This is a genomic window from Cellulosilyticum sp., assembly GCF_982396655.1.
The window spans coordinates 1-19,153 of record NZ_CEVXFV010000066.1 but is presented as its reverse complement, the minus strand read 5'-3'; the positions used below and the strand labels follow the sequence as shown (position 1 = coordinate 19,153).

12 protein-coding genes and 2 tRNA genes are annotated in these 19,153 nt (G+C 33.6%); 1 reads left to right on the top strand and 13 read right to left on the bottom strand.

The window, feature by feature from the left end; all coding sequences use genetic code 11:
- Nucleotides 1-415 precede the first annotated feature (415 nt).
- Complete coding sequence (locus tag AC1VAQ_RS18700) at nt 416-1,288, top strand: hypothetical protein (RefSeq protein WP_479904376.1); 873 nt, start codon at nt 416-418, stop codon at nt 1,286-1,288.
- Between the two features lie 204 nt (nt 1,289-1,492).
- On the opposite strand, the gene AC1VAQ_RS18695 is transcribed toward AC1VAQ_RS18700, so the two are convergent.
- The 13 genes from AC1VAQ_RS18695 to AC1VAQ_RS18635 all read right to left on the bottom strand — a co-directional run bounded on the left by AC1VAQ_RS18695 (nt 1,493) and on the right by AC1VAQ_RS18635 (nt 18,870).
- Nucleotides 1,493-4,600 carry a type I restriction endonuclease subunit R gene (locus AC1VAQ_RS18695; protein ID WP_479904375.1) on the bottom strand — a complete coding sequence of 1,036 codons (3,108 nt, stop codon included), beginning with the start codon at nt 4,598-4,600 and terminating at the stop codon, nt 1,493-1,495.
- Nucleotides 4,597-5,760 (bottom strand): restriction endonuclease subunit S, encoded by a 1,164-nt coding sequence (locus AC1VAQ_RS18690; RefSeq protein ID WP_479904374.1) that lies wholly within the window; start codon nt 5,758-5,760, stop codon nt 4,597-4,599. Before AC1VAQ_RS18690 ends, AC1VAQ_RS18695 begins: the two co-directional genes overlap by 4 nt.
- Nucleotides 5,757-7,325 (bottom strand): type I restriction-modification system subunit M, encoded by a 1,569-nt coding sequence (locus AC1VAQ_RS18685; protein ID WP_479904373.1) that lies wholly within the window; start codon nt 7,323-7,325, stop codon nt 5,757-5,759. Before AC1VAQ_RS18685 ends, AC1VAQ_RS18690 begins: the two co-directional genes overlap by 4 nt.
- 261 nt (nt 7,326-7,586) lie before the next feature.
- Nucleotides 7,587-8,717, bottom strand: a complete 1,131-nt coding sequence (mmsB, locus tag AC1VAQ_RS18680; protein ID WP_479904372.1) for a multiple monosaccharide ABC transporter permease — start codon at nt 8,715-8,717, stop codon at nt 7,587-7,589.
- On the bottom strand, nt 8,708-10,258 hold the full coding sequence (gene mmsA, locus AC1VAQ_RS18675) for a multiple monosaccharide ABC transporter ATP-binding protein (RefSeq protein WP_479904371.1): 1,551 nt from the start codon (nt 10,256-10,258) through the stop codon (nt 8,708-8,710). The genes mmsB and mmsA overlap by 10 nt, the downstream gene beginning before the upstream one ends.
- A gap of 103 nt (nt 10,259-10,361) precedes the next feature.
- Complete coding sequence (gene chvE / locus AC1VAQ_RS18670; RefSeq protein WP_479904378.1) at nt 10,362-11,420, bottom strand: multiple monosaccharide ABC transporter substrate-binding protein; 1,059 nt, start codon at nt 11,418-11,420, stop codon at nt 10,362-10,364.
- A 213-nt stretch (nt 11,421-11,633) separates the two neighbouring features.
- On the bottom strand, nt 11,634-12,626 hold the full coding sequence (locus AC1VAQ_RS18665; protein ID WP_479904377.1) for a sugar ABC transporter substrate-binding protein: 993 nt from the start codon (nt 12,624-12,626) through the stop codon (nt 11,634-11,636).
- Between the two features lie 54 nt (nt 12,627-12,680).
- Nucleotides 12,681-14,342: a helix-turn-helix domain-containing protein gene (locus AC1VAQ_RS18660; protein ID WP_479904370.1), complete on the bottom strand. Its 1,662-nt coding sequence runs from the start codon at nt 14,340-14,342 to the stop codon at nt 12,681-12,683.
- A 73-nt stretch (nt 14,343-14,415) separates the two neighbouring features.
- A complete protein-coding gene (locus AC1VAQ_RS18655) occupies nt 14,416-15,891 on the bottom strand; it encodes a sensor histidine kinase (protein WP_479904369.1) in 1,476 nt (491 codons plus the stop codon).
- Between the two features lie 39 nt (nt 15,892-15,930).
- Nucleotides 15,931-16,989 carry a substrate-binding domain-containing protein gene (locus AC1VAQ_RS18650; RefSeq protein ID WP_479904368.1) on the bottom strand — a complete coding sequence of 353 codons (1,059 nt, stop codon included), beginning with the start codon at nt 16,987-16,989 and terminating at the stop codon, nt 15,931-15,933.
- Nucleotides 16,990-17,113: 124 nt separating this feature from the next.
- A tRNA-Gln gene (locus AC1VAQ_RS18645) sits at nt 17,114-17,186 on the bottom strand.
- A 433-nt stretch (nt 17,187-17,619) separates the two neighbouring features.
- The gene (locus AC1VAQ_RS18640; protein ID WP_302598970.1) at nt 17,620-18,456 is read right to left on the bottom strand and encodes a class I SAM-dependent methyltransferase; all 837 of its coding nucleotides are present in this window, start codon (nt 18,454-18,456) and stop codon (nt 17,620-17,622) included.
- Between the two features lie 343 nt (nt 18,457-18,799).
- A tRNA-Gly gene (locus tag AC1VAQ_RS18635) sits at nt 18,800-18,870 on the bottom strand.
- Between the last annotated feature and the right edge of the window lie 283 nt (nt 18,871-19,153).

The following is a 19,153-nucleotide window of genomic DNA, read 5'->3' as shown; positions in this document are numbered from 1 at the left end:
CCTCACTTAATTTGTGAGTTTATTTTGGGAAAATTCATTTGTCAACAATCTGAAGTGTGTAAAATATTATCTTTTACGCACTTTTATTTTTAACATCATTAAAATAATACCTTGTTCATGAAAAGTATGCTCTCTAACACGAACTTATTTTCAGAGTTTCTCTTACGCACCTTTCAGGTGCGCACACCAAAGGTGTGCTTTCTGAAAGGTGTACTTTTATGGAATTACTATAAATATAAAACGTGTCATTTTGAAAATATGTATTTTAGTTCTTACTTTTCGATTTTATATATTTAATAAATCTACAGTATGTTTTTCCTCAATCGACTCATTATGACAACTTTTGTAATGCCAGATATATATAATATAAAAAAGCCTGCTACTAATTAAATACTTTTTTAAGGAGAATATACATATGAAGTCAAAATTCACCACCAATATTTCATACCTGAAATCCTTTGGAAAAGAACATGCTTTTTTATCACTAACATTCATACTCTCTATTTATCTGCTGCTAAAGAACTCTAATATTCCATATGGTATATTAGATAAATGCTTAGTAATTCATTTTTTGTTTGATGCACCTAAAAGTATTTTTTTATCAGGGTGTTCAAAACTAGTAGATATTTTTACAACCGCTTATACAACAAGCTTAATTTTTTATTATATGGTTGAATATATCCCTGCTCAACAGTCCAAATTGAAAGCACAAGCAACTCTAAAGTCTCAGCTAACAAGCTTATATTCCAAACTATGTATGATTGCTGAAATCTTTAGATTTTCTGCTGTAAAACAAAATATTTGGGACCAATCACCTACACTTAATGAAATGGCATTTCATAATACTATGATCTTATGTAAAATTAGTTCTAATAAAGAACATAGAGACAGAAAATATAATTATATGTTTGTAGAGGATATGCAAGAGCTCATTACTCAAACCACTGATGATGTAAAGTTAATAATCCAAAAAGCTGCTTTTCATCAGCTAGATGATACTGATAAAAATAATATTTCTAATTTATTAGATTTTAGTTTTTTTATAATGATGCCTGATCGTTGTGGTACTGCACTTCCATCTGTGAATTATAAAGATTTATATTATGAACTTATAAATGTCAAAGATAGTATTGGAAATTTGATTCCTGATAAAGAAATCATCACCTTTTCAAAATTTACCCCTGAAGAAGAACAACGATATAAAACTGAAATTGAGGTCAGGCGAAATGATTTACGTAGTCAAGGAACTTCTTTTAAAAAGATTTACATAGGCCTAGATAAATTTTAGTTTAAAAATGTTCATATACTAAAAATAAAAAGAGGCACAGATAATGTTTTATTACCTGTGCCTTATTTATTTTAAGTATACTTTTCAAACTAAGTCATTTGGATATTGAACCCTTTATCCTTACGGGTTATTCAGCCCCCTTCATACAAATTTCACTAAGAAACAGAGCACAAATAATTTCATCTGTGCTCTGTTTCTGTATTCTTATCTAATATGTACTAGCTCACAAAACTTTTCAAAGTAGGCTTGTAGCCTTTCAATAACACGTTTTTTCTTCTCTGCTCTGTTACCAACACCAAATCTAGATACTGGTGGTAGAATAGCATCAATATCAGTTCCTGTTGTTTTAAGTACATCATCTCTAAAGGAATTCTCTATAAACTTATGCGTCGCTTCAACTTTAAGCTTTTCTTCATCTATAATATTAGTTAATTCTTGTTCCCTTTGTTCATCAACAAATTTTTGCCACTCTTTGTCTACATCAGATTGAGCATTTACACTTTGAATAAAGTCTTCGATTAATTGTACTTTACTGCGTAAACTCATGCTTGAGCCAATGGCTTTATGGATAGAAGCAAGCACTTCCTTATTCTTAGCACCATCCTTCTGATACTCTTTAACCAGCATCAGAATATAATCAATATTAATTTCCACTTGTTTAATGAGTTCTATTTCAAAGACAATATCATCATTAATAACTTCCTTATCTTCATTCTTCTTGGTTTTCATTTGCTGATAGATGTCTAAATACTGACTTTGATAGTCCTGCAATTCTCTATCTGTTAAAATACCTTGCCCCTCAAAGTTATCAAACGAACTTAAAATATTTCTCATCCGTAAAATAGAACCGTAAAGGGTAACGAAAGCCTTCTGATCTTGTTCACCTATAATTGGTTGATCCACTGGGAATTGAGTGTTTAACTCCTCAATAAGCTCTGTATACCCTTTGTAATGTTGACCATTCTCATCATAGCCATTATAGTAAGCATCATAACTCTTTAAAAGAACAATACTTTCAGCATCCTTATTCCCAAATAGAGCGATGGCTTTATTTGTCTCTTCTTCTAGATTCCTAAAGCATACAATATTCCCATAGTTCTTTACAGAATTCAAAATACGATTAGTCCTTGAAAATGCCTGAATTAACCCATGATACTTAAGATTCTTATCAACCCACAAGGTATTTAGAGTCGTAGCATCAAATCCGGTTAAAAACATATTTACAACTAATAAGATATCTATTTCCCTATTTTTCATTCGAAGAGAAACGTCTTTATAATAATTTTGGAACTTATCACTAGATGTATCATAATTGGTTTTAAACATCTGATTATAGTCATCAATAGCCATATCCAAAAAGTCTCTTGAACTTTGGTCTAATCCGGTTGTATCCTCAGAGTTTTCATCTTCTACAAAATCCTCAGTTACTTCTTCATTAGCACTATAACTAAAGATAGTAGCTATACGAAGTCGCTGGCCTTCTGGCTCATTAGCCATCTGTTTTTTGAACTCTGTATAATACAACTTTACAGCTTCAATGGAACTCACAGCAAAAATAGAATTAAAGCCATGCATAGATTTACGAAGCTTCTTTTCTTCAATACTGCCTCGACTTTTAGCCGCTGCAACCTCTTTAACATTTGTTAATACCGAGTGTCCGTAGGCTTCTTTATTTCGCTTAGTCTTTTGTTCAAAGTGTTCCAAGATATAGGTTACTATCTCAGTAATTCTTCTAGGATCTTGCAAGGCTTTTTCTCTATCAATAGCAGAAACTTGTTTATCATCTACATCTGACTTATACTTCATAGTATTAATATAGTCAATTCTAAATGGCAGTACATTCCCATCATTAATTGCATCAACAATGGTATAAGTGTGTAACTTATCTCCAAATGCTTGAGGCGTAGTACGGAGTTTATAATTTTTACTGTTCGTTGCATTCTCAGCAAAGATAGGTGTTCCTGTAAAGCCAAATAAATAATACTTCTTAAAACTCTTCGTTATTTCTGTGTGCATATCACCAAATTGCGATCGATGACATTCATCAAAAATAATAACTACATGCTTATCAAACACTTGATGCCCCTTGTTTTTACTAATAAACTTAGCTAGTTTTTGAATAGTAGTAATAATGATGTGGCTGCTAGGATTTTCTAATTGTTTCGTCAGAATACGTGTGGAAGTATTGCTATTAGCTGCCCCTTTTTCAAATCGATCATATTCTTTCATCGTTTGATAGTCTAAGTCTTTTCTATCTACTACAAAAAGTACTTTATCTATATGCTCTAGCTTACTAGCAAGCTGAGCTGTTTTAAAAGAAGTTAATGTCTTTCCACTCCCTGTTGTATGCCAGATATATCCTCCTGCATCAAGCGTTCCTACTTTTTTGTAGTTTGTTGCTATTTCAATGCGGTTTAAAATACGTTCAGTTGCTGCAATTTGATAAGGTCTCATAACCAACAACAATTCCTCAGAAGTAAAGACGCAGTACTTGGTTAAAATATTAAGTATCGTATGTTTTGCTAAGAACGTCTTTGTAAAATCTACTAAATCAGAAATAATCCTGTTATTGGCATCAGCCCAATAAGAAGTGAACTCAAAGCTGTTGCTAGTCTTCTTTCCTTTCTTATTTGGACTTCCCTTCTCTTTAATATGGGAACTTCTTGTGGTATTGGAGTAATATTTAGTATGTGTTCCATTTGAAATGATAAATATCTGAACATATTCATATAATGCTGAGCCAGCCCAGAAACTATCTCGTTGATATCGTTCAATTTGATTAAAAGCCTCTCTGATTGCTACTCCCCGACGTTTCAGTTCTATATGGACCAATGGTAACCCATTGACTAGTAATGTCACGTCATATCGCGTATCATGCTTTCCTTTGTCCTCTGAATATTGGTTGATGACCTGTAGAAAATTATTATGAATACATTTCTTATCTAGTATCTTGATATTCTTAGTCGTTCCATCATCCCTTTGTAGGTTCTTTACTGGATCTTCTTGAATAGTTCTTGTCTTTTCAACAATCCCTTCATTGGCATTGGCTAAGTAAGTATTAAAAAGGCGTTTCCACTCATTATCAGAGAATGTATAGTCATTAAGTTTTTGAATTTGCTTACGCAGATTATCTAGTAATTGTTGCTCAGAGTGAATAGTTAGATATTCATAACCTTGCTGAGTTAACATACGAATAAACTCTTTTTCCAACTCAGCTTCACTTTGATAGGCATCTGAACGTTTAATATCTGATATGTACTCAGTTACAACGGTACTTTCATTACTGGATGCTATCATGTTGAATGTACTCATTTAAAATCCTCCTTAGTTGCTGCAACTAATGCCTCAGCTGTAGGTATTTCTTTAAAGGCAAGTAACTTATCTCGGTAATATTCATATTGTTTTTGACGAGCTTCTATTTCTGCTGGAAGTAAATCAAAAATGTATTTCTCAAATTTATCACAAACACGTACAATATATTCTTGTATATGAAGCGGAGGAATTGGCACTTTTACATTCCTTAATGCGTCAATCGGCAAAGATACATTTGCCCCTCCACGCATTAAGGGAACTAATAAAATATCCTTGTAATAAAATAAATAATACTTTAAAAACTTAGCCGATATCCTATTAGGATCATTAGGTATAATTGCACATAAAATGTTTCCTAATGCAAATTTCCCTTCTTGATGATATATGTAGCTAATACTCGCTACTCCATGCCCCCTAGAAGATATTAATGGTACGCATACAGCTGAGCAATCAAACTGATAAGAATTGGATGTTTGCCTATTTACTGTTGTAGTAACTAATGGGTATAATCCAGCTACTGCTTTTTGTATTGGTGTTTTTCCCTTCTCAATAGTACAACACGAGCCTATAGCTTCATACTTTATGCTTGCATCACTAAACTTCAACAACTTCTGCAAGCAATATTCATACTGACGTTTTCTTTCCATTAATTCTGTTGTTAGTTCTGCTATTAATTCTGTGAAAGCATCTAATATACTAATTATTTCATATTGAATTTGGCTCGGTGGTACAGGAATATATATTTTTCCCATCACATTACTCATGAGCTTTGGGTTTCCCATTCCTTTGTTAACATAGTTTTTAGCTACACTATTTAACACGTAATAAAGGAATTTTGTATACACATCTGTACGTGTACATTCTAAGAGACCACACACATTTGTAATATTAAACTTACCTTTACGATAGAATACAGACCCAGCATTGGCACCATCTGTTGTCCATGTTATATATTCTCCTTCATAATCATATGATGAAATCATCCCTAATTTACCATCATTTTCTGTTTGTGAGGAATAAACAGGAAAATCACCTTGATTATCCCTAATATATTCTTTAGACATTACCCTCCCACGACTTATATTACAAATCTCATCAATCCTCTTGTATTCTACCTTCTCAGAGCACACCTCATTAATCATTTTCTCTAATCTACTCATTCTTCCACTCCAATCTCAGCAATAATTTGATCTATCTGATTTCTAAGGATTTGCTCTTTGGTAATAATCTCAGCTATTTTTCTATTAAGTTCTATAATGTCTATCTTCTCTCGTATGTCTTCTTGCTCTATATACGTACTTACTGAAAGATTATAGTCTTGAGCACTAATTTCCTTGTTAGGTACAATCTTTGAATAATATTTTCTTTCTTCTCTATTAGTGTAGACAGATAAGATATTCTCAATATTGGTACTTGTAAGCTTATTATTGTTAGTGACCTTCACAAACTCTTTAGAAGCATCAATAAAGAGTGTTGAGTTCTCTGATTTCGACTTCTTTAAGACCATGATACAAGTAGCAATATTTGTACCGTAGAATAGATTAGCTGGAAGTTGAATGATACAATCTATGTAGTTGTTATCAACGAGGTACTTCCTTATTTTTTGTTCTGCCCCACCTCTATACATGACACCAGGGAAGCATACAATAGCCGCTGTTCCATTTGTTGCAAGCCACGATAAGGAGTGCATAACAAAAGCAAGGTCTGCTTTAGATTTTGGTGCTAATACCCCTGCTGGTGAGAAACGTTCATCATTAATTAAAAGAGGGTTTGCATCACCTGCCCACTTAATTGAATATGGCGGATTAGATACAATCGCTTCAAAAGGTTCATCTGTACCGTGCATAGGCTCTATTAAGGTATCTCCATGAGCAATATCAAACTTATCGTAACCAATGTCATGCAAGAACATATTAATACGACATAAGTTGTATGTTGTAATATTAATCTCCTGTCCAAAAAAGCCTTGCCTTACATTATCTCTCCCTAGAATCTTAGCAAAGTTCAGTAGTAAAGAACCACTACCGCAGGCCGGGTCATATACTTTATTAACTTCTGTTTTGCCTACTAAGGTAATACGTGTTAACAGTTCAGAAACTTCTTGCGGTGTATAGTACTCTCCTCCTGATTTTCCAGCATTAGAAGCATACATCCCCATAAGGTATTCATAAGCATCTCCAAACGCATCAATCGTATGGTCTTTGTAGTTTCCTAAGTTCATTTCTGAAATACCCTGCAATAGCTTAACTAGACTCTCATTTCTTTTAGCAACTGTTCCGCCTAGTTTATTGCTATTTACATCCATATCATCAAATAGCCCTTTAAAGTCTTTTTCACTAGCCGTTCCTTGTGCTGAGTTCTCTATATTTTTAAATACTGTTTCTAATGTTTCATTTAAATTCTCATTGTTTTCAGCCTTAGCACATACATTGCAAAATAACTCACTTGGTAAAATGAAATACCCCTTTGTTTGAACTAATTCTTCCTTTGCTTGAATCGCCTCATCATCGGACATCTTAGCATAGTCAAACTCTGTATTACCTGCATCATATTCGCATTCATTAACATACCCTGCAAAGTTTTCTGATATATATCTATAAAATAATGTTCCTAATATGTATTGTTTAAAGTCCCAACCATCCACACTACCTCTTAAATCATTTGCAATACTCCATATAGTTCTGTGAAGTTCTTCACGTTCTTGTTCCTTCTTGTTATCTAGCATCTAACTTCCTCCCTAAAATAATATAATGAAAACATCTTAATTTTATCATTTTTTACAATTAAAATCATTTTTTTATTATTTGAAACTAGATTCTAAGTTTTTATATATAATAAATAATAATGACATCAATTAACAAATCAATACTGCTGACATCTATCCCCCAAAAGGTCATACTGAAAGTAGTAATTATAAAAGAGGCACAGATAATCTAATGTTATCTGTGCCTTTTGTAGTACACTACACTCACAAACTTCTAAATACCTACTTATCTTTCTTCTTAGACATTACATCAAATACTACTGCTGCCAATAGTACCAATCCTTTTACAGCCTTCTGCCAGTTCGCATCTATGCCCATAATAGACATACCATTGTTAAGTACTCCCATAAATATAGCGCCTATTACTACGCCTGGTACCGTTCCGACACCACCATAAGCAGATGCACCGCCGATGAAACATGCACCGATGGCATCCATTTCATAGTTAGTACCAGCTGTTGGTGCTGAAGAATTAAAACGTGCCACACATACAAGTGCTGCTACGGCAGATAAAAATGCCATATTCAGATAAGCCTTAAAGTAAACCTTATCTGTATTGATACCACTTAATTTAGCTGCTTTTTCATTACCGCCAATCGCATAGTAATGACGTCCTGGTACTGTTTTAGAAGTATAATAGGTATATACTGCTACAATCACTGTTAATAACACTAAAATCATAGGGATTCCTTTATATAAGGAAAGTTTATAACCTAATGCTATAATGACTGCTGCTATAATGCCTACTCTCGTTATTTCTACTCCAAGGTTTTCTTGCTCATAGCCTTTTCTAGCCTTTGCCTTTCGGCCAAATAACTTAAAGGCTACAAATAATATGGCAATAAATATGCCTAGAATTAATGCTAAACTTGGTCCACCTATGTAACTATTAAATATTGCTAAATAATGATCTGGGAATGGTGAGATTGTAAGCCCATTTAAAACAAGTAAAGCGCCCCCCCTCCATAAAAGCATACCAGCTAGTGTTACGATAAAAGGTGGGATACGTACATAGGAAATCCAGAATGCTTGCCATGCACCTATAAGTAATCCTGTTAATAAGCAGAATATAATTGCTACAAAAATATTCATCTTAACTTCTACTATCATCTTTCCTGCCAGTGCACCGATTAAACAGACAATTGAACCTACTGATAAGTCGATGTTACCACCAGTTAAGATACAAAGTAACATCCCAACAGCTAAGATTACAACATAACTATTTTGTGCAATTAAATTGGTGATGTTCTGTGCTGATAATAATGCCCCACCTGTTTGCCAGGTAAAGAAAAGAGCTACTAAAATCAATGCGATTACCATTGTATTTTTCTTTAATACTTCCTTTATATCCATCTTCTATCCCTCTCTTCCTGATTCAATATTTTTGCCATAATCTTCTCTTGTGTAGCTTCATCGCCACTTAATTCACCTACCAATTTTCCTTCATTCATAACATAAATGCGGTCGCACATTCCCAGCACCTCTGGTAATTCAGAAGAAATCATGATAACAGATTTACCCGCAGCCACTAAATCATTAATGATGCAATAAATTTCATATTTAGCACCTACATCAATTCCCCTCGTAGGCTCATCTAATATCAAAACATCAGGTTCAGCAAACATCCATTTACTAAGTAGTACTTTCTGCTGATTGCCACCACTTAAATTACCTACATTCTGCAAAACACTTGGACATTTTGTATTAAGTTTTTCTCTATAGTCATTGGCTACCTTAATTTCCATTTCTTTATCAATAACACCCCACTTGCTGATTTTATCCATCTTTGCCATAGTCGTATTCATATAGATTGGATTAGATAGTACTAAACCATTTCCTTTTCTATCCTCTGTTACATAAGCCAATTTCTTTTCAATGGCTTGCTTTACATTTTTAAGTTGTACTTCTTCCCCATTAATTTTCACACTGCCACTAATATTACTACCATAACTTCTACCAAATAGACTCATAGCAAGTTCTGTTCTACCAGCCCCCATAAGACCTGAGATGCCTACTACCTCGCCTTTTCTTACCTTTAAGCTCACATGATCTACTACTTTGCGCTCTGTATAAATAGGATGATATACTGTCCAGTCTTTTACTTCTAAACTAATTTCCTTACTCGGCGTAGTTGTACGCTTTGGAAATCGGTTACTTAAATCGCGACCGACCATACCCTTAATAATACGCTCTTCGCTAATATCATCCTTCTTCTTATCTAATGTCTCTATGGTTGAACCATCCCTAATAACGGTAATTTTATCTGCTACATAAGCAATCTCATTTAATTTATGAGAAATAATGATAGATGTCATGCCTTCTTTTTTAAACTGCAACAGCAAATCCAATAGCACCTGAGAATCTGACTCATTGAGTGATGCTGTAGGTTCATCTAATATAAGTAGTTTTACTTTCTTAGCTAATGCCTTTGCAATCTCTACAAGTTGCTGTTTACCCACACCTATATCTTTGATTAGTGTCCTTGAAGACTCCTGCAAGCCAACAACCTTTAATAATTCATCTGCCTTCGCATAGGTTTCTTGCCAATCTACTGCAAATTTTTTGCCTTGCTCATTTCCTAAAAACATATTTTCCCCGATGGTCATATAAGGTACCAATGCAAGCTCCTGATGGATAATGACAATACCTTTGTTTTCACTATCATTAATCGTTTTGAATTTGCAAACCTCTCCTTCAAAAATGATGTCACCCTCATAGCTTCCATATGTATATATACCACTTAGTACGTTCATTAAAGTAGATTTACCTGCACCATTTTCACCTACTAATGCATGGATTTCACCCGCTTCTACCTTTAAATTAACGTTATCTAGTGCCTTTACCCCAGGGAATGTCTTGGTAATGCGCTTCATCTCTAAAATGACTTTTGCCAAATGAATCCCTCCTATATTGAGAGGGTCCTACAAAATTTTTATTTTGTAACACCCTCTGTGTAAATCTTAAATTAAATAAGTCTAACTTAAACCGCTTAGTCTATTACTGTAATTGAGCTTCTGTATAGTATCCTGAATCTATTAATAACGCTTTGTAATTATCAATATCTGCAAATACTGGCTCACATAAGTAAGAAGGAATAACACCTGTACCATTGTCATAAGTTTCTGTGTCATTTACAGGTACTTCTTCACCATTTATAATGGCTGTTACCATTTTTACAACTTGTGCTGCAAGTGTACGTGTATCCTTGAAGATAGACATTGATTGTTTGTGTGCAATGATATTTTTAACAGATGTAATGTCGCAATCTTGACCTGTTAAAATTGGAAATTCACCATTATAAGATGCTACAAGGGCATTAGTGATACCATTGGCTACTGAGTCATTTGAAGAAAGTACTGCATCTAATTTTGTACCATCTGAATAGTAGGCTGAAATGATATTTTCCATACGTTTTTGAGCTTCTTCTGTTGACCAGTTAGGTGTTGCACATTCAGCTAGAGTTGTTGAACCTGATTTAACGACAAGTTTACCTTCATCAATATATGGCTGAAGTACTTTCATTGCACCACCGAAGAAGAAGTTACAGTTGTTATCATCTGAAGAACCTGTAAATAATTCAATATTAAATGGCCCTGCTGCATTTTTAAGATCTAAGGCATCTTCTATATACTGACCTTGCAATGTACCCACCAATTCATTATCAAATGTTGCATAATAAGATACTGCATCACTTTGCATAATTAAGCGGTCATATGCAATGACAGGGATTCCCGCATCCTTTGCACCACTAAGGGCAGTTCCAAGAGCTGTTCCATCAATAGATGCAATAACAAGGATATCGCAACTATTTGAAATCATATTTTCGATTTGTGACACTTGCGTAGAAATATCATTATTAGCATACTGTAAATCTACTTCATATCCAGCAGCCACTAATTCTTTCTGCATGTTTTCTCCGTCCTGTACCCAACGTTGTAAATCTTTAGTAGGCATTGCAACACCGATTTTCTTAACACCTTCCTTATTTCCTGAATTGTCTGCTGCTGCTCCTGTTGTCGCGGTTCCTGAACCACATCCTGCGACTGAAAGTGCCATTAAAGCAGAAATACCTAATCCCAACCATTTTCTTAAACCTTTTTTCATCCTCATTCCCCCTATTTGAAAAATCACTATTTTTTATAATCTAAGTATAGCCTCCTCTCAATAGGAGTTGTTTGCGACTTACTGTACTTTTTTATATTCTTCCTTAACTAAAAAATAGCACTAGCATTTTTTTAATATAATAAAATGCTAGTGCTATCCTACTTATTATTCTTGATTCTCCATTATATTTAAATAGACCTCTTCTCTTTGATGGAACCCACTTTTTATAATTACTTCATCCATATTTTCTTTAGTAACCTTTATGGGGTTTAATAAGTAGCACGGTATCTCATAGCTTCCATCATTGATTGTCTCCATTCCCTCTATTTCCTTATGATTTACCAAATCTACCGCATACTGCGCAGCTAACTTTGCCATCTTGATTACATCTTTATAAATCGTCATCTCCTGTGTGCCTTCTACTACACGCTGACATGCTGACAAATCCCCATCCTGCCCTATGACACAAACTTTACCTGCCATTCTCTTTTCTGCTAATGCTCTGATTGCTTCTCCAGCTAAGTCATCATTGCCACAAAAAACCGTATCTACCTCATTCCCCTGATTAATCCAGCTTGAAACTGCATAAAATGCTTCTTCTGACTTCCAGTTCTTTGCATATACCCGCTTTACAATATTAATCTTTTTATCTGCTACCAGTTTATTAAACTCTGTCTCAATAATCTTCGCATTATTATCTGTATATGGTCCAAATATAGCAATGACATTTCCATTCTCCTTTGTATTTTCCAGCAATTCATTTGTAAGCAATTGGCCTATCTCTGCATTATCAAAGGATATGTATAAATCAGCATTCGCATTATTAATTAAGCGGTCATAAGCTATCACCTTAATTCCAGCTTCCTTAGCCTTTGATATAACTGGCGTCAAGGCATCACCATCTATCGCTATAACCACAATGGCATCCATATCATTCTTTATAAAATACTGAATTTGTTCGATTTGCTTTGCGACTTCTCCATTCGCATTCTGTACATATACCTGAGCCCCTAACTCCGTTGCCTGCGCTACAAAAGCATCTTGCTCTCTATACCATCTCTCTATGACCAAGGAATCAAAGCTCAACCCAATCTTTATTTTACTTTCTTCTTCCTTAAGTACCTCTTTCCCATCCTTATCCGTACATCCTGTTAACATCACCAAGCATAAAATAAGGATTACTATAAGTTTTTCTCTTATCTTCCTCACATTTTATGCCTCCTCTCTGTACTCCGTCGGTGTAAAACCTACACTTTTTTTAAACAAGCGACTAAAATAATTAGGATCCTTGTACCCTACTTCCATACAAATCTCTTTTATACTCAATGTCTTATCCCTCAGAAGTTTTTTAGCCCTTTCTATCCGTATATTCGTAATATAATCTATAAAATTTTCACCTATTTCTTCTTTAAATATCTTACTGAAATAATAAGGACTGATATTCACTTCCTTTGCCACCAAATCTAACGAAATATCCTTATATACATGATTTTCAATATAGGCCTTTGCATCTCTAATAATCTGGCTGCATTCATCTTCCTTCTGTAAGGCCATCTGCTCACTTAGACTAGAGAGCATCTGTACAAAATCTCTTCTTAATGCTTGTCCTACATTAAGTAATCTTACTTGATTTTCTTCTGCTTCCCCCTTTATACTGCTTGTATTTTCTTTCCATTCCATATTTTCTTTCCATTCCATATTTTCTTTCCATGCCATATTATTTTCCCAATTGACCCCTACATCACATGCCATAACCTCTCTTTTAGCAACGATAATGATTTCTAAAAGCTTATTCTTTATCTGCTGTTCATTGTTTTTATATCGCTCCATAATCCAATCACAAAGAACATTTGCCTCACTTACCATTGCAGAGGTATTATGCTTCTTAAGATTTTTTAACATAGATTTTTCTACCTCTATAGGGTAAGCCTGTGTCTCCTGCTTCATTCCTATCAAATCCTTGATATGTGTAACTGTTCTTTTACTTTCATGAAGTGCCCTTATCGCCTCCTTATATGACTCTAAAATATCTTCTATTGGTTTAACTGCTCCTATTCCTACTCGAAATACCACATCTATTCGATTCTTCAACTTATGTATCATATCTCTTGTCATCTCTATATTTCTAATACGCTCACTATACTCTTCTTCAGGTACCTCGCATGGCACAAATACCACGATACGATTCGTCATTATAGGGCCTACCACACACTCAAAAAATTCCTTTATAATCTCTCTTAATACTTGATAAAATTTCTGTGCCCGTACAGCAATTCCCACTGGATTTGTCATACTATGCTGCTCTATAGCTTCTCCACATTCAATAATCATCATATACCCATAATCCTGTTTAATATCCAGTAATTGCTTTACATTATAAGTAATTTCCCTATAATCTTCCTGAAATAAAATAGTATAAATCATACTACTTTCTATAATTGGCACAACCGTCTCTAACTTCTCTCTATTTTTTAATTCCATTTCCCTTTTATATTTTTTCTCATCAATAAACTGTATTGCTTTCTCTAATACCTTCACAATCTTACCCGCATTAAATGGCTTGGTTACAAATTCTAAAACGTTTAAATCAATGGCTCTTTTCGCATAATCAAATTTATCAAATGCAGAGACTACAATAAAAATTGTATTATTGCTAAACTTCTTAATCTCCTCTATAGCATCCATTCCATTAATTCCAGGCATCTGAATATCCATAATTGCAATGTCTGGCCTGAAGCATTCTGCCAGTTCAATAACACTCCTGCCCGTCTTAGCTGTCTCAATCATACAAGTATCTTTAAAATGCTTTTTAATAATCATCTTTAATGATTCTAAAACAAGTCCTTCATCATCTGCTAACATGACTTTATACATATTCACATTCCCCCTCTAAGGCATCTATATACAATCACTTCACTACCTTCTCTCATACATATATACCCACTTGTCATCTGCTAATTGATACCAGCTCTTCTTTTATAGGAATACTTATAATCACCTTCGTCCCTTTATTTACCCCCTCACTTTCTATATTTAGGACGTCTTCTATATCATAATATAATCTTAGTCTCTCCATTACATTTGCTAGGCCTATATTATTAGACTCCTTATTTTCTTCTTTATCATGTGTGATTCTTTTTCCCTGCATTATCTCTGCTATTTTTTCCTTGCTCATCCCTCTCCCATTATCTTCTATACAAATGCATGCCCTATCCGCTTGTCTATATACAGATAAAATAGTCTTTCCTTCCCACTCTATATCCCTTACGCCATATTTATATACATTCTCTACAATAGGTTGTAAAATCATGCTCGGGACTTTAATATGAATCAGTGCGTCATCAATCTCTTTCCTATAATTTATCTCTCCCAAAAACCTCACATTTAATATATAAATATAATGATCTACTAATTTAATCTCTTCTTTTAAAGTAGTCTCTTGATTAATCTTAGTAATATTATATCTAAAGAACTCTGCCATATTTTCAATAAAGATAGATGTCTGCTCCGCATCTTCTATCATAGCTAGCTGCATCCCTGCATTTAATGAATTAAACAAAAAATGAGGATTAATCTGTGCTTGTAAATATTTAAGTTGGGCATCTTTTAAACGATTTTCCATTATAAGCTCTTTTTCTTTCATCTGGGCTGCTTCTGCCATTGTCTGCTTAAGCTTCTCAATATACTTTCTGATACTTATAACCATCTTATTAAATGCTTTAGACAAAATTTCTATCTCATCATCCGTTTTAATTTCTACTAGCTCACTCTCTAAATTTCCCATAGCAATCTCATTAGCTGACTTAGACAGTCTCATCAAAGGTGCTGTAATACGTTTTGTAAACAACGTAATAATAAATGTATTAAATAATATAATACTCACCAAGGTTAACGTACTTACCATTTCCACATGCTTCAGCATCTTCCTAAGTGCTAGGTATTCATTAGAATTTCTTTTAAACTGATTATCATTCAAACTATTGATATATGTATTAATAAACTCATAAATATTATTAGCCTTATTATAATTCTCATTGTACTTTTTAATATTCCTCCCGCGCTTTGCCTGCACTGCTTCTGCCGTAGCCTCTAAATATCCCCCTGTCATATTTTTTATATTCTTTTCCATAAGTAAACTGCTATTATCATATATCTTATCATTCAACTCCTTCATAGCCGTTTCCACATCTTGTACACTTACATAATAGGCCTCTAATGACTCTGAACTCTTAATGCTTAAGTATTCATACATGTTCTCCTGTACATTTTCTAACGACTCCGATAGCTTAGTTAACTTTAAATTGCTAGCATATACCGAATCAAATTTACTAATGGTATGATTAATATTAATATATGTGACAACATGTCCCCCTAACACAATAATTGATGTATACATAAAAACAAAAATTAACTTCTGCTCCATAGTTTTCTTCTTTAAGATATACATATCTTCTCCACTCACCTACTCATCCTTTTTCATTAAATAACTGCCTACATTGTCCTTATTAATGATTCTGGTCTCCACTGTAAAATAAGCATTAACACGTCCTGTATTTTCATACTCTTCAAGAGCCTGTACACCTTTTCTCCCCATTTCCAAAGAATCTATAGAAACTGTAGAATAAATAACTTGTTTAGAAATCCCTTCTAAAATACCTTGTGCCTCATAATAACCAATAATATTTATTTCTCCTACCTTGTTATAATCCACCAATGCCTGATAGGCACATAATGTATCTACAGCAGACAAACATACTATAATATCTGGCTTCTCATTACCCCTCAAAATAATGTTACGTATTGTTTCCTCTGCACTAAACTTATATTTTGAATCTATGACCTTCATTTCTATCACAACATCTTCTGCCTTCAAAGCCTCTTTAATCCCCAAACAAATCATATTCTGGTTCGTACTCGCCATATTATCATCCATTAGAATCATAATTCGCTTAGTCTTTTTCTGTATTCCTTCACTTCCTGCATTGTCTGCTATGAATCTAGTAATTTCTTGCCCATATACACTACCTAAACTTGAGCTGTTCACACCTATAAAACTATTCCTATTTCCCTTCACGCTGTCATTTAGCATCGTTACCACACCAATCCCCTGCTTCATAGCCTCCTCTAAAAGTACCTCCGTCCCCTCATCTTCCGGTACTACTAATACCCCATCTACCTTAGAAGCAATTGCTATTTTTAAACGTTCATTAACCGTATAATCCTCTGCTAATTCTTTCCCTAAATATTCCACATAGATATTCTCCTGCTTCCCTTCTTCCCTAGCTGCTTCATATACACTTTGCCAAAAAGGATCATTTAACTCATCCACAATTAAGGCATAATGTTTCTCATAGACCTTTTCCTTTTCACCCTCCCGGGCAGTAACACCACTTATCTCTAATCTTATAAATATAAACTCAAAGACCACCACAATAAGTATTGCCATCAAACTCATGCCTACTATTAATCGAAATAAATACTTCTCTTCTATAACATTAGCTCGCCACCTATTTTTCTTCATATCTAATTGCCCCTTAATATTTAAATTGACAAAAAAAATCTCTTACAAAAGTTATACTAATAGCTATTTAAACTACTAACTAAACTCTCATAAGAGATCTCTATAAATACTATTTCTAATGTAACTGAGCTAGTAGGATTCGAACCTACGAAGTGCTGGAGTCAGAGTCCAGTGCCTTACCGCTTGGCGATAGCTCAATATAGTGTTGAACATAAATTATTTTACTCCTAATAACCGAAAAATTCAACACTAATTTTAACTTTTTTAATAAATTTAATCTATTTTTACTACTATAGATTTCACATTTACAAATATTAGTTATTCATGATTTTTAGTCCTGTGAAATCATTGAGGAAAAATAATTTACCTACATGTATATTTCAAGGTTTTAGTTTTTTTCTCTATATAGATTTCACATCTATAAATTTTAGTTATTCATGATTTTTAGTCCTATGAAATCATTGAAAGAAAACAATTTACGTACATATATATTCCAAGGCTTTAGTTGGTTTCTCTATATAGATTTCACATTTACAAATTTTAGTTATTCATCGTTTTGAGTAATGTGAAATCATTGAGGGAAAATAATTTGCCTACATGTATATTTCAAGGTTTTAACTTGTTTCTCTGCTACATTTTTTGTATCACATAAATCATATTAATTCCACAATCTAACGTACCAGGATTCTTAGTAAATAGTATTTCATTCTTCAATATGCAATCCCACAATTCTTTGTCATACTTAATTTCTCCCAAAATCTCCTCCTTAGCATGACTAAATAATCCAGCAGAACTCTTCTCCAATATCTTTACATTCTTATCAACTAATAGCGCATCTACCTGACTACTGGTCATCATATGTACATAGTGTTTACTAGGTACAGGATAATGCTCTTCATCTTGTATACCTGTCTCAAAAAGCCATCTTGTTGCTTCGATACCGAATTTTTCTTTTTCCTGTGCCATTCCTTCCATATAATACATTAATGAACCAATCTTAGACATTACCCCTAAAATCAATTTCCCTCCTGGTTTTAAAATCCTAAGCATCTCATTAATTGCATCTTCTTCTCTCTCAAATAAATAATTCAATGCCCCACCGATGCATACTACAACATCATATGCCTTATCTTGAAGCTGAGGCATCTGGGCAATATCTAACTGCTTAAAATCCTCTATTTCCGTTTCCAACTTCAAAGCTCTCATCTTATTTTTATTTACCTTTACTTGTACAGGTGATAAATCTGATGTCACCAACATACCTGCCATCTTAACAAGATCTTTTGTATACCTACCGCCACCTGCACCCAGTTCAATGACATAGTCTGTATTTGTAATATATCTTCTTAAAATATCTAAATGCACATTATATATTAATTCACCCATTCTATTTTTAGTTAATCGTTCCCATTCCTTTTCTGCTGCCCTGTTATAATACTCTTTTGTATTTTCCGGATTATATCTCATCTTTATTCCCCCTTGATGATTATTTATCTAAGCCTACTAATTTAACTTTCTTTCTTATATTATAGGGGGCAATCCATTAATTGTAAATTATTTACTGAATATTTGGCATTTATTTCAAAGAATTAGGCCTGTAATAATGGTTAATATCTTTCTCCAAATTGGCACATTTTAATTGCCTGCACTTTCATAAACTCTACAGCTACTTTACTTATTTTTTCATATTAAAGGTATCTTATTCTCGCCAGCAAAGCTAGTGATTTTGATAGCTAAAGCATACAATAAAAAAGAGATGATTTGAATAAAATTTTCAAATCATCTCTTTAAAAATAAATTTTTTCAAGAGAGCGGGTGATGGGAATCGAACCCACGTAGTCAGCTTGGAAGGCTGAAGTTCTACCATTGAACTACACCCGCATCAATATATATAAACTCTGATATTCAGAGATTGCTTTTACTTAGTTCCGACTAAGCCTTTCTTGACAGAATCTATAAACTATATAAATTATTCGTTCTAGTATGTTTACTGCGAACATTTAATATAATATCTTATGATTGTGTAAATGTCAACATATTTTATCAAAAAATTTAACTTTTTTATCTTACGAGTATTTCCTAACTCGTTTTTAATGCTCTTAACAAAAAAGACATCCTATCGGATGTCTTTACTCGTTCTTATACTCTGAAAAACAAATACTAC

Bases quoted from the DNA above. Each gene is read 5' to 3' on its own strand.
- AC1VAQ_RS18695 (WP_479904375.1), bottom strand. From the start codon at position 4,600: ATGAGTACATTCAACATGATAGCATCCAGTAATGAAAGTACCGTTGTA.
- AC1VAQ_RS18640 (WP_302598970.1), bottom strand. From the start codon at position 18,456: ATGAGATATAATCCGGAAAATACAAAAGAGTATTATAACAGGGCAGCA.
- AC1VAQ_RS18650 (WP_479904368.1), bottom strand. From the start codon at position 16,989: ATGAAGAAAAATAGGTGGCGAGCTAATGTTATAGAAGAGAAGTATTTA.
- mmsB (WP_479904372.1), bottom strand. From the start codon at position 8,717: ATGGATATAAAGGAAGTATTAAAGAAAAATACAATGGTAATCGCATTG.
- AC1VAQ_RS18685 (WP_479904373.1), bottom strand. From the start codon at position 7,325: ATGCTAGATAACAAGAAGGAACAAGAACGTGAAGAACTTCACAGAACT.
- AC1VAQ_RS18660 (WP_479904370.1), bottom strand. From the start codon at position 14,342: ATGTATAAAGTCATGTTAGCAGATGATGAAGGACTTGTTTTAGAATCA.
- AC1VAQ_RS18700 (WP_479904376.1), top strand. From the start codon at position 416: ATGAAGTCAAAATTCACCACCAATATTTCATACCTGAAATCCTTTGGA.
- AC1VAQ_RS18665 (WP_479904377.1), bottom strand. From the start codon at position 12,626: ATGTTAACAGGATGTACGGATAAGGATGGGAAAGAGGTACTTAAGGAA.
- chvE (WP_479904378.1), bottom strand. From the start codon at position 11,420: ATGGCACTTTCAGTCGCAGGATGTGGTTCAGGAACCGCGACAACAGGA.
- AC1VAQ_RS18690 (WP_479904374.1), bottom strand. From the start codon at position 5,760: ATGAGTAGATTAGAGAAAATGATTAATGAGGTGTGCTCTGAGAAGGTA.
- AC1VAQ_RS18655 (WP_479904369.1), bottom strand. From the start codon at position 15,891: ATGGAGCAGAAGTTAATTTTTGTTTTTATGTATACATCAATTATTGTG.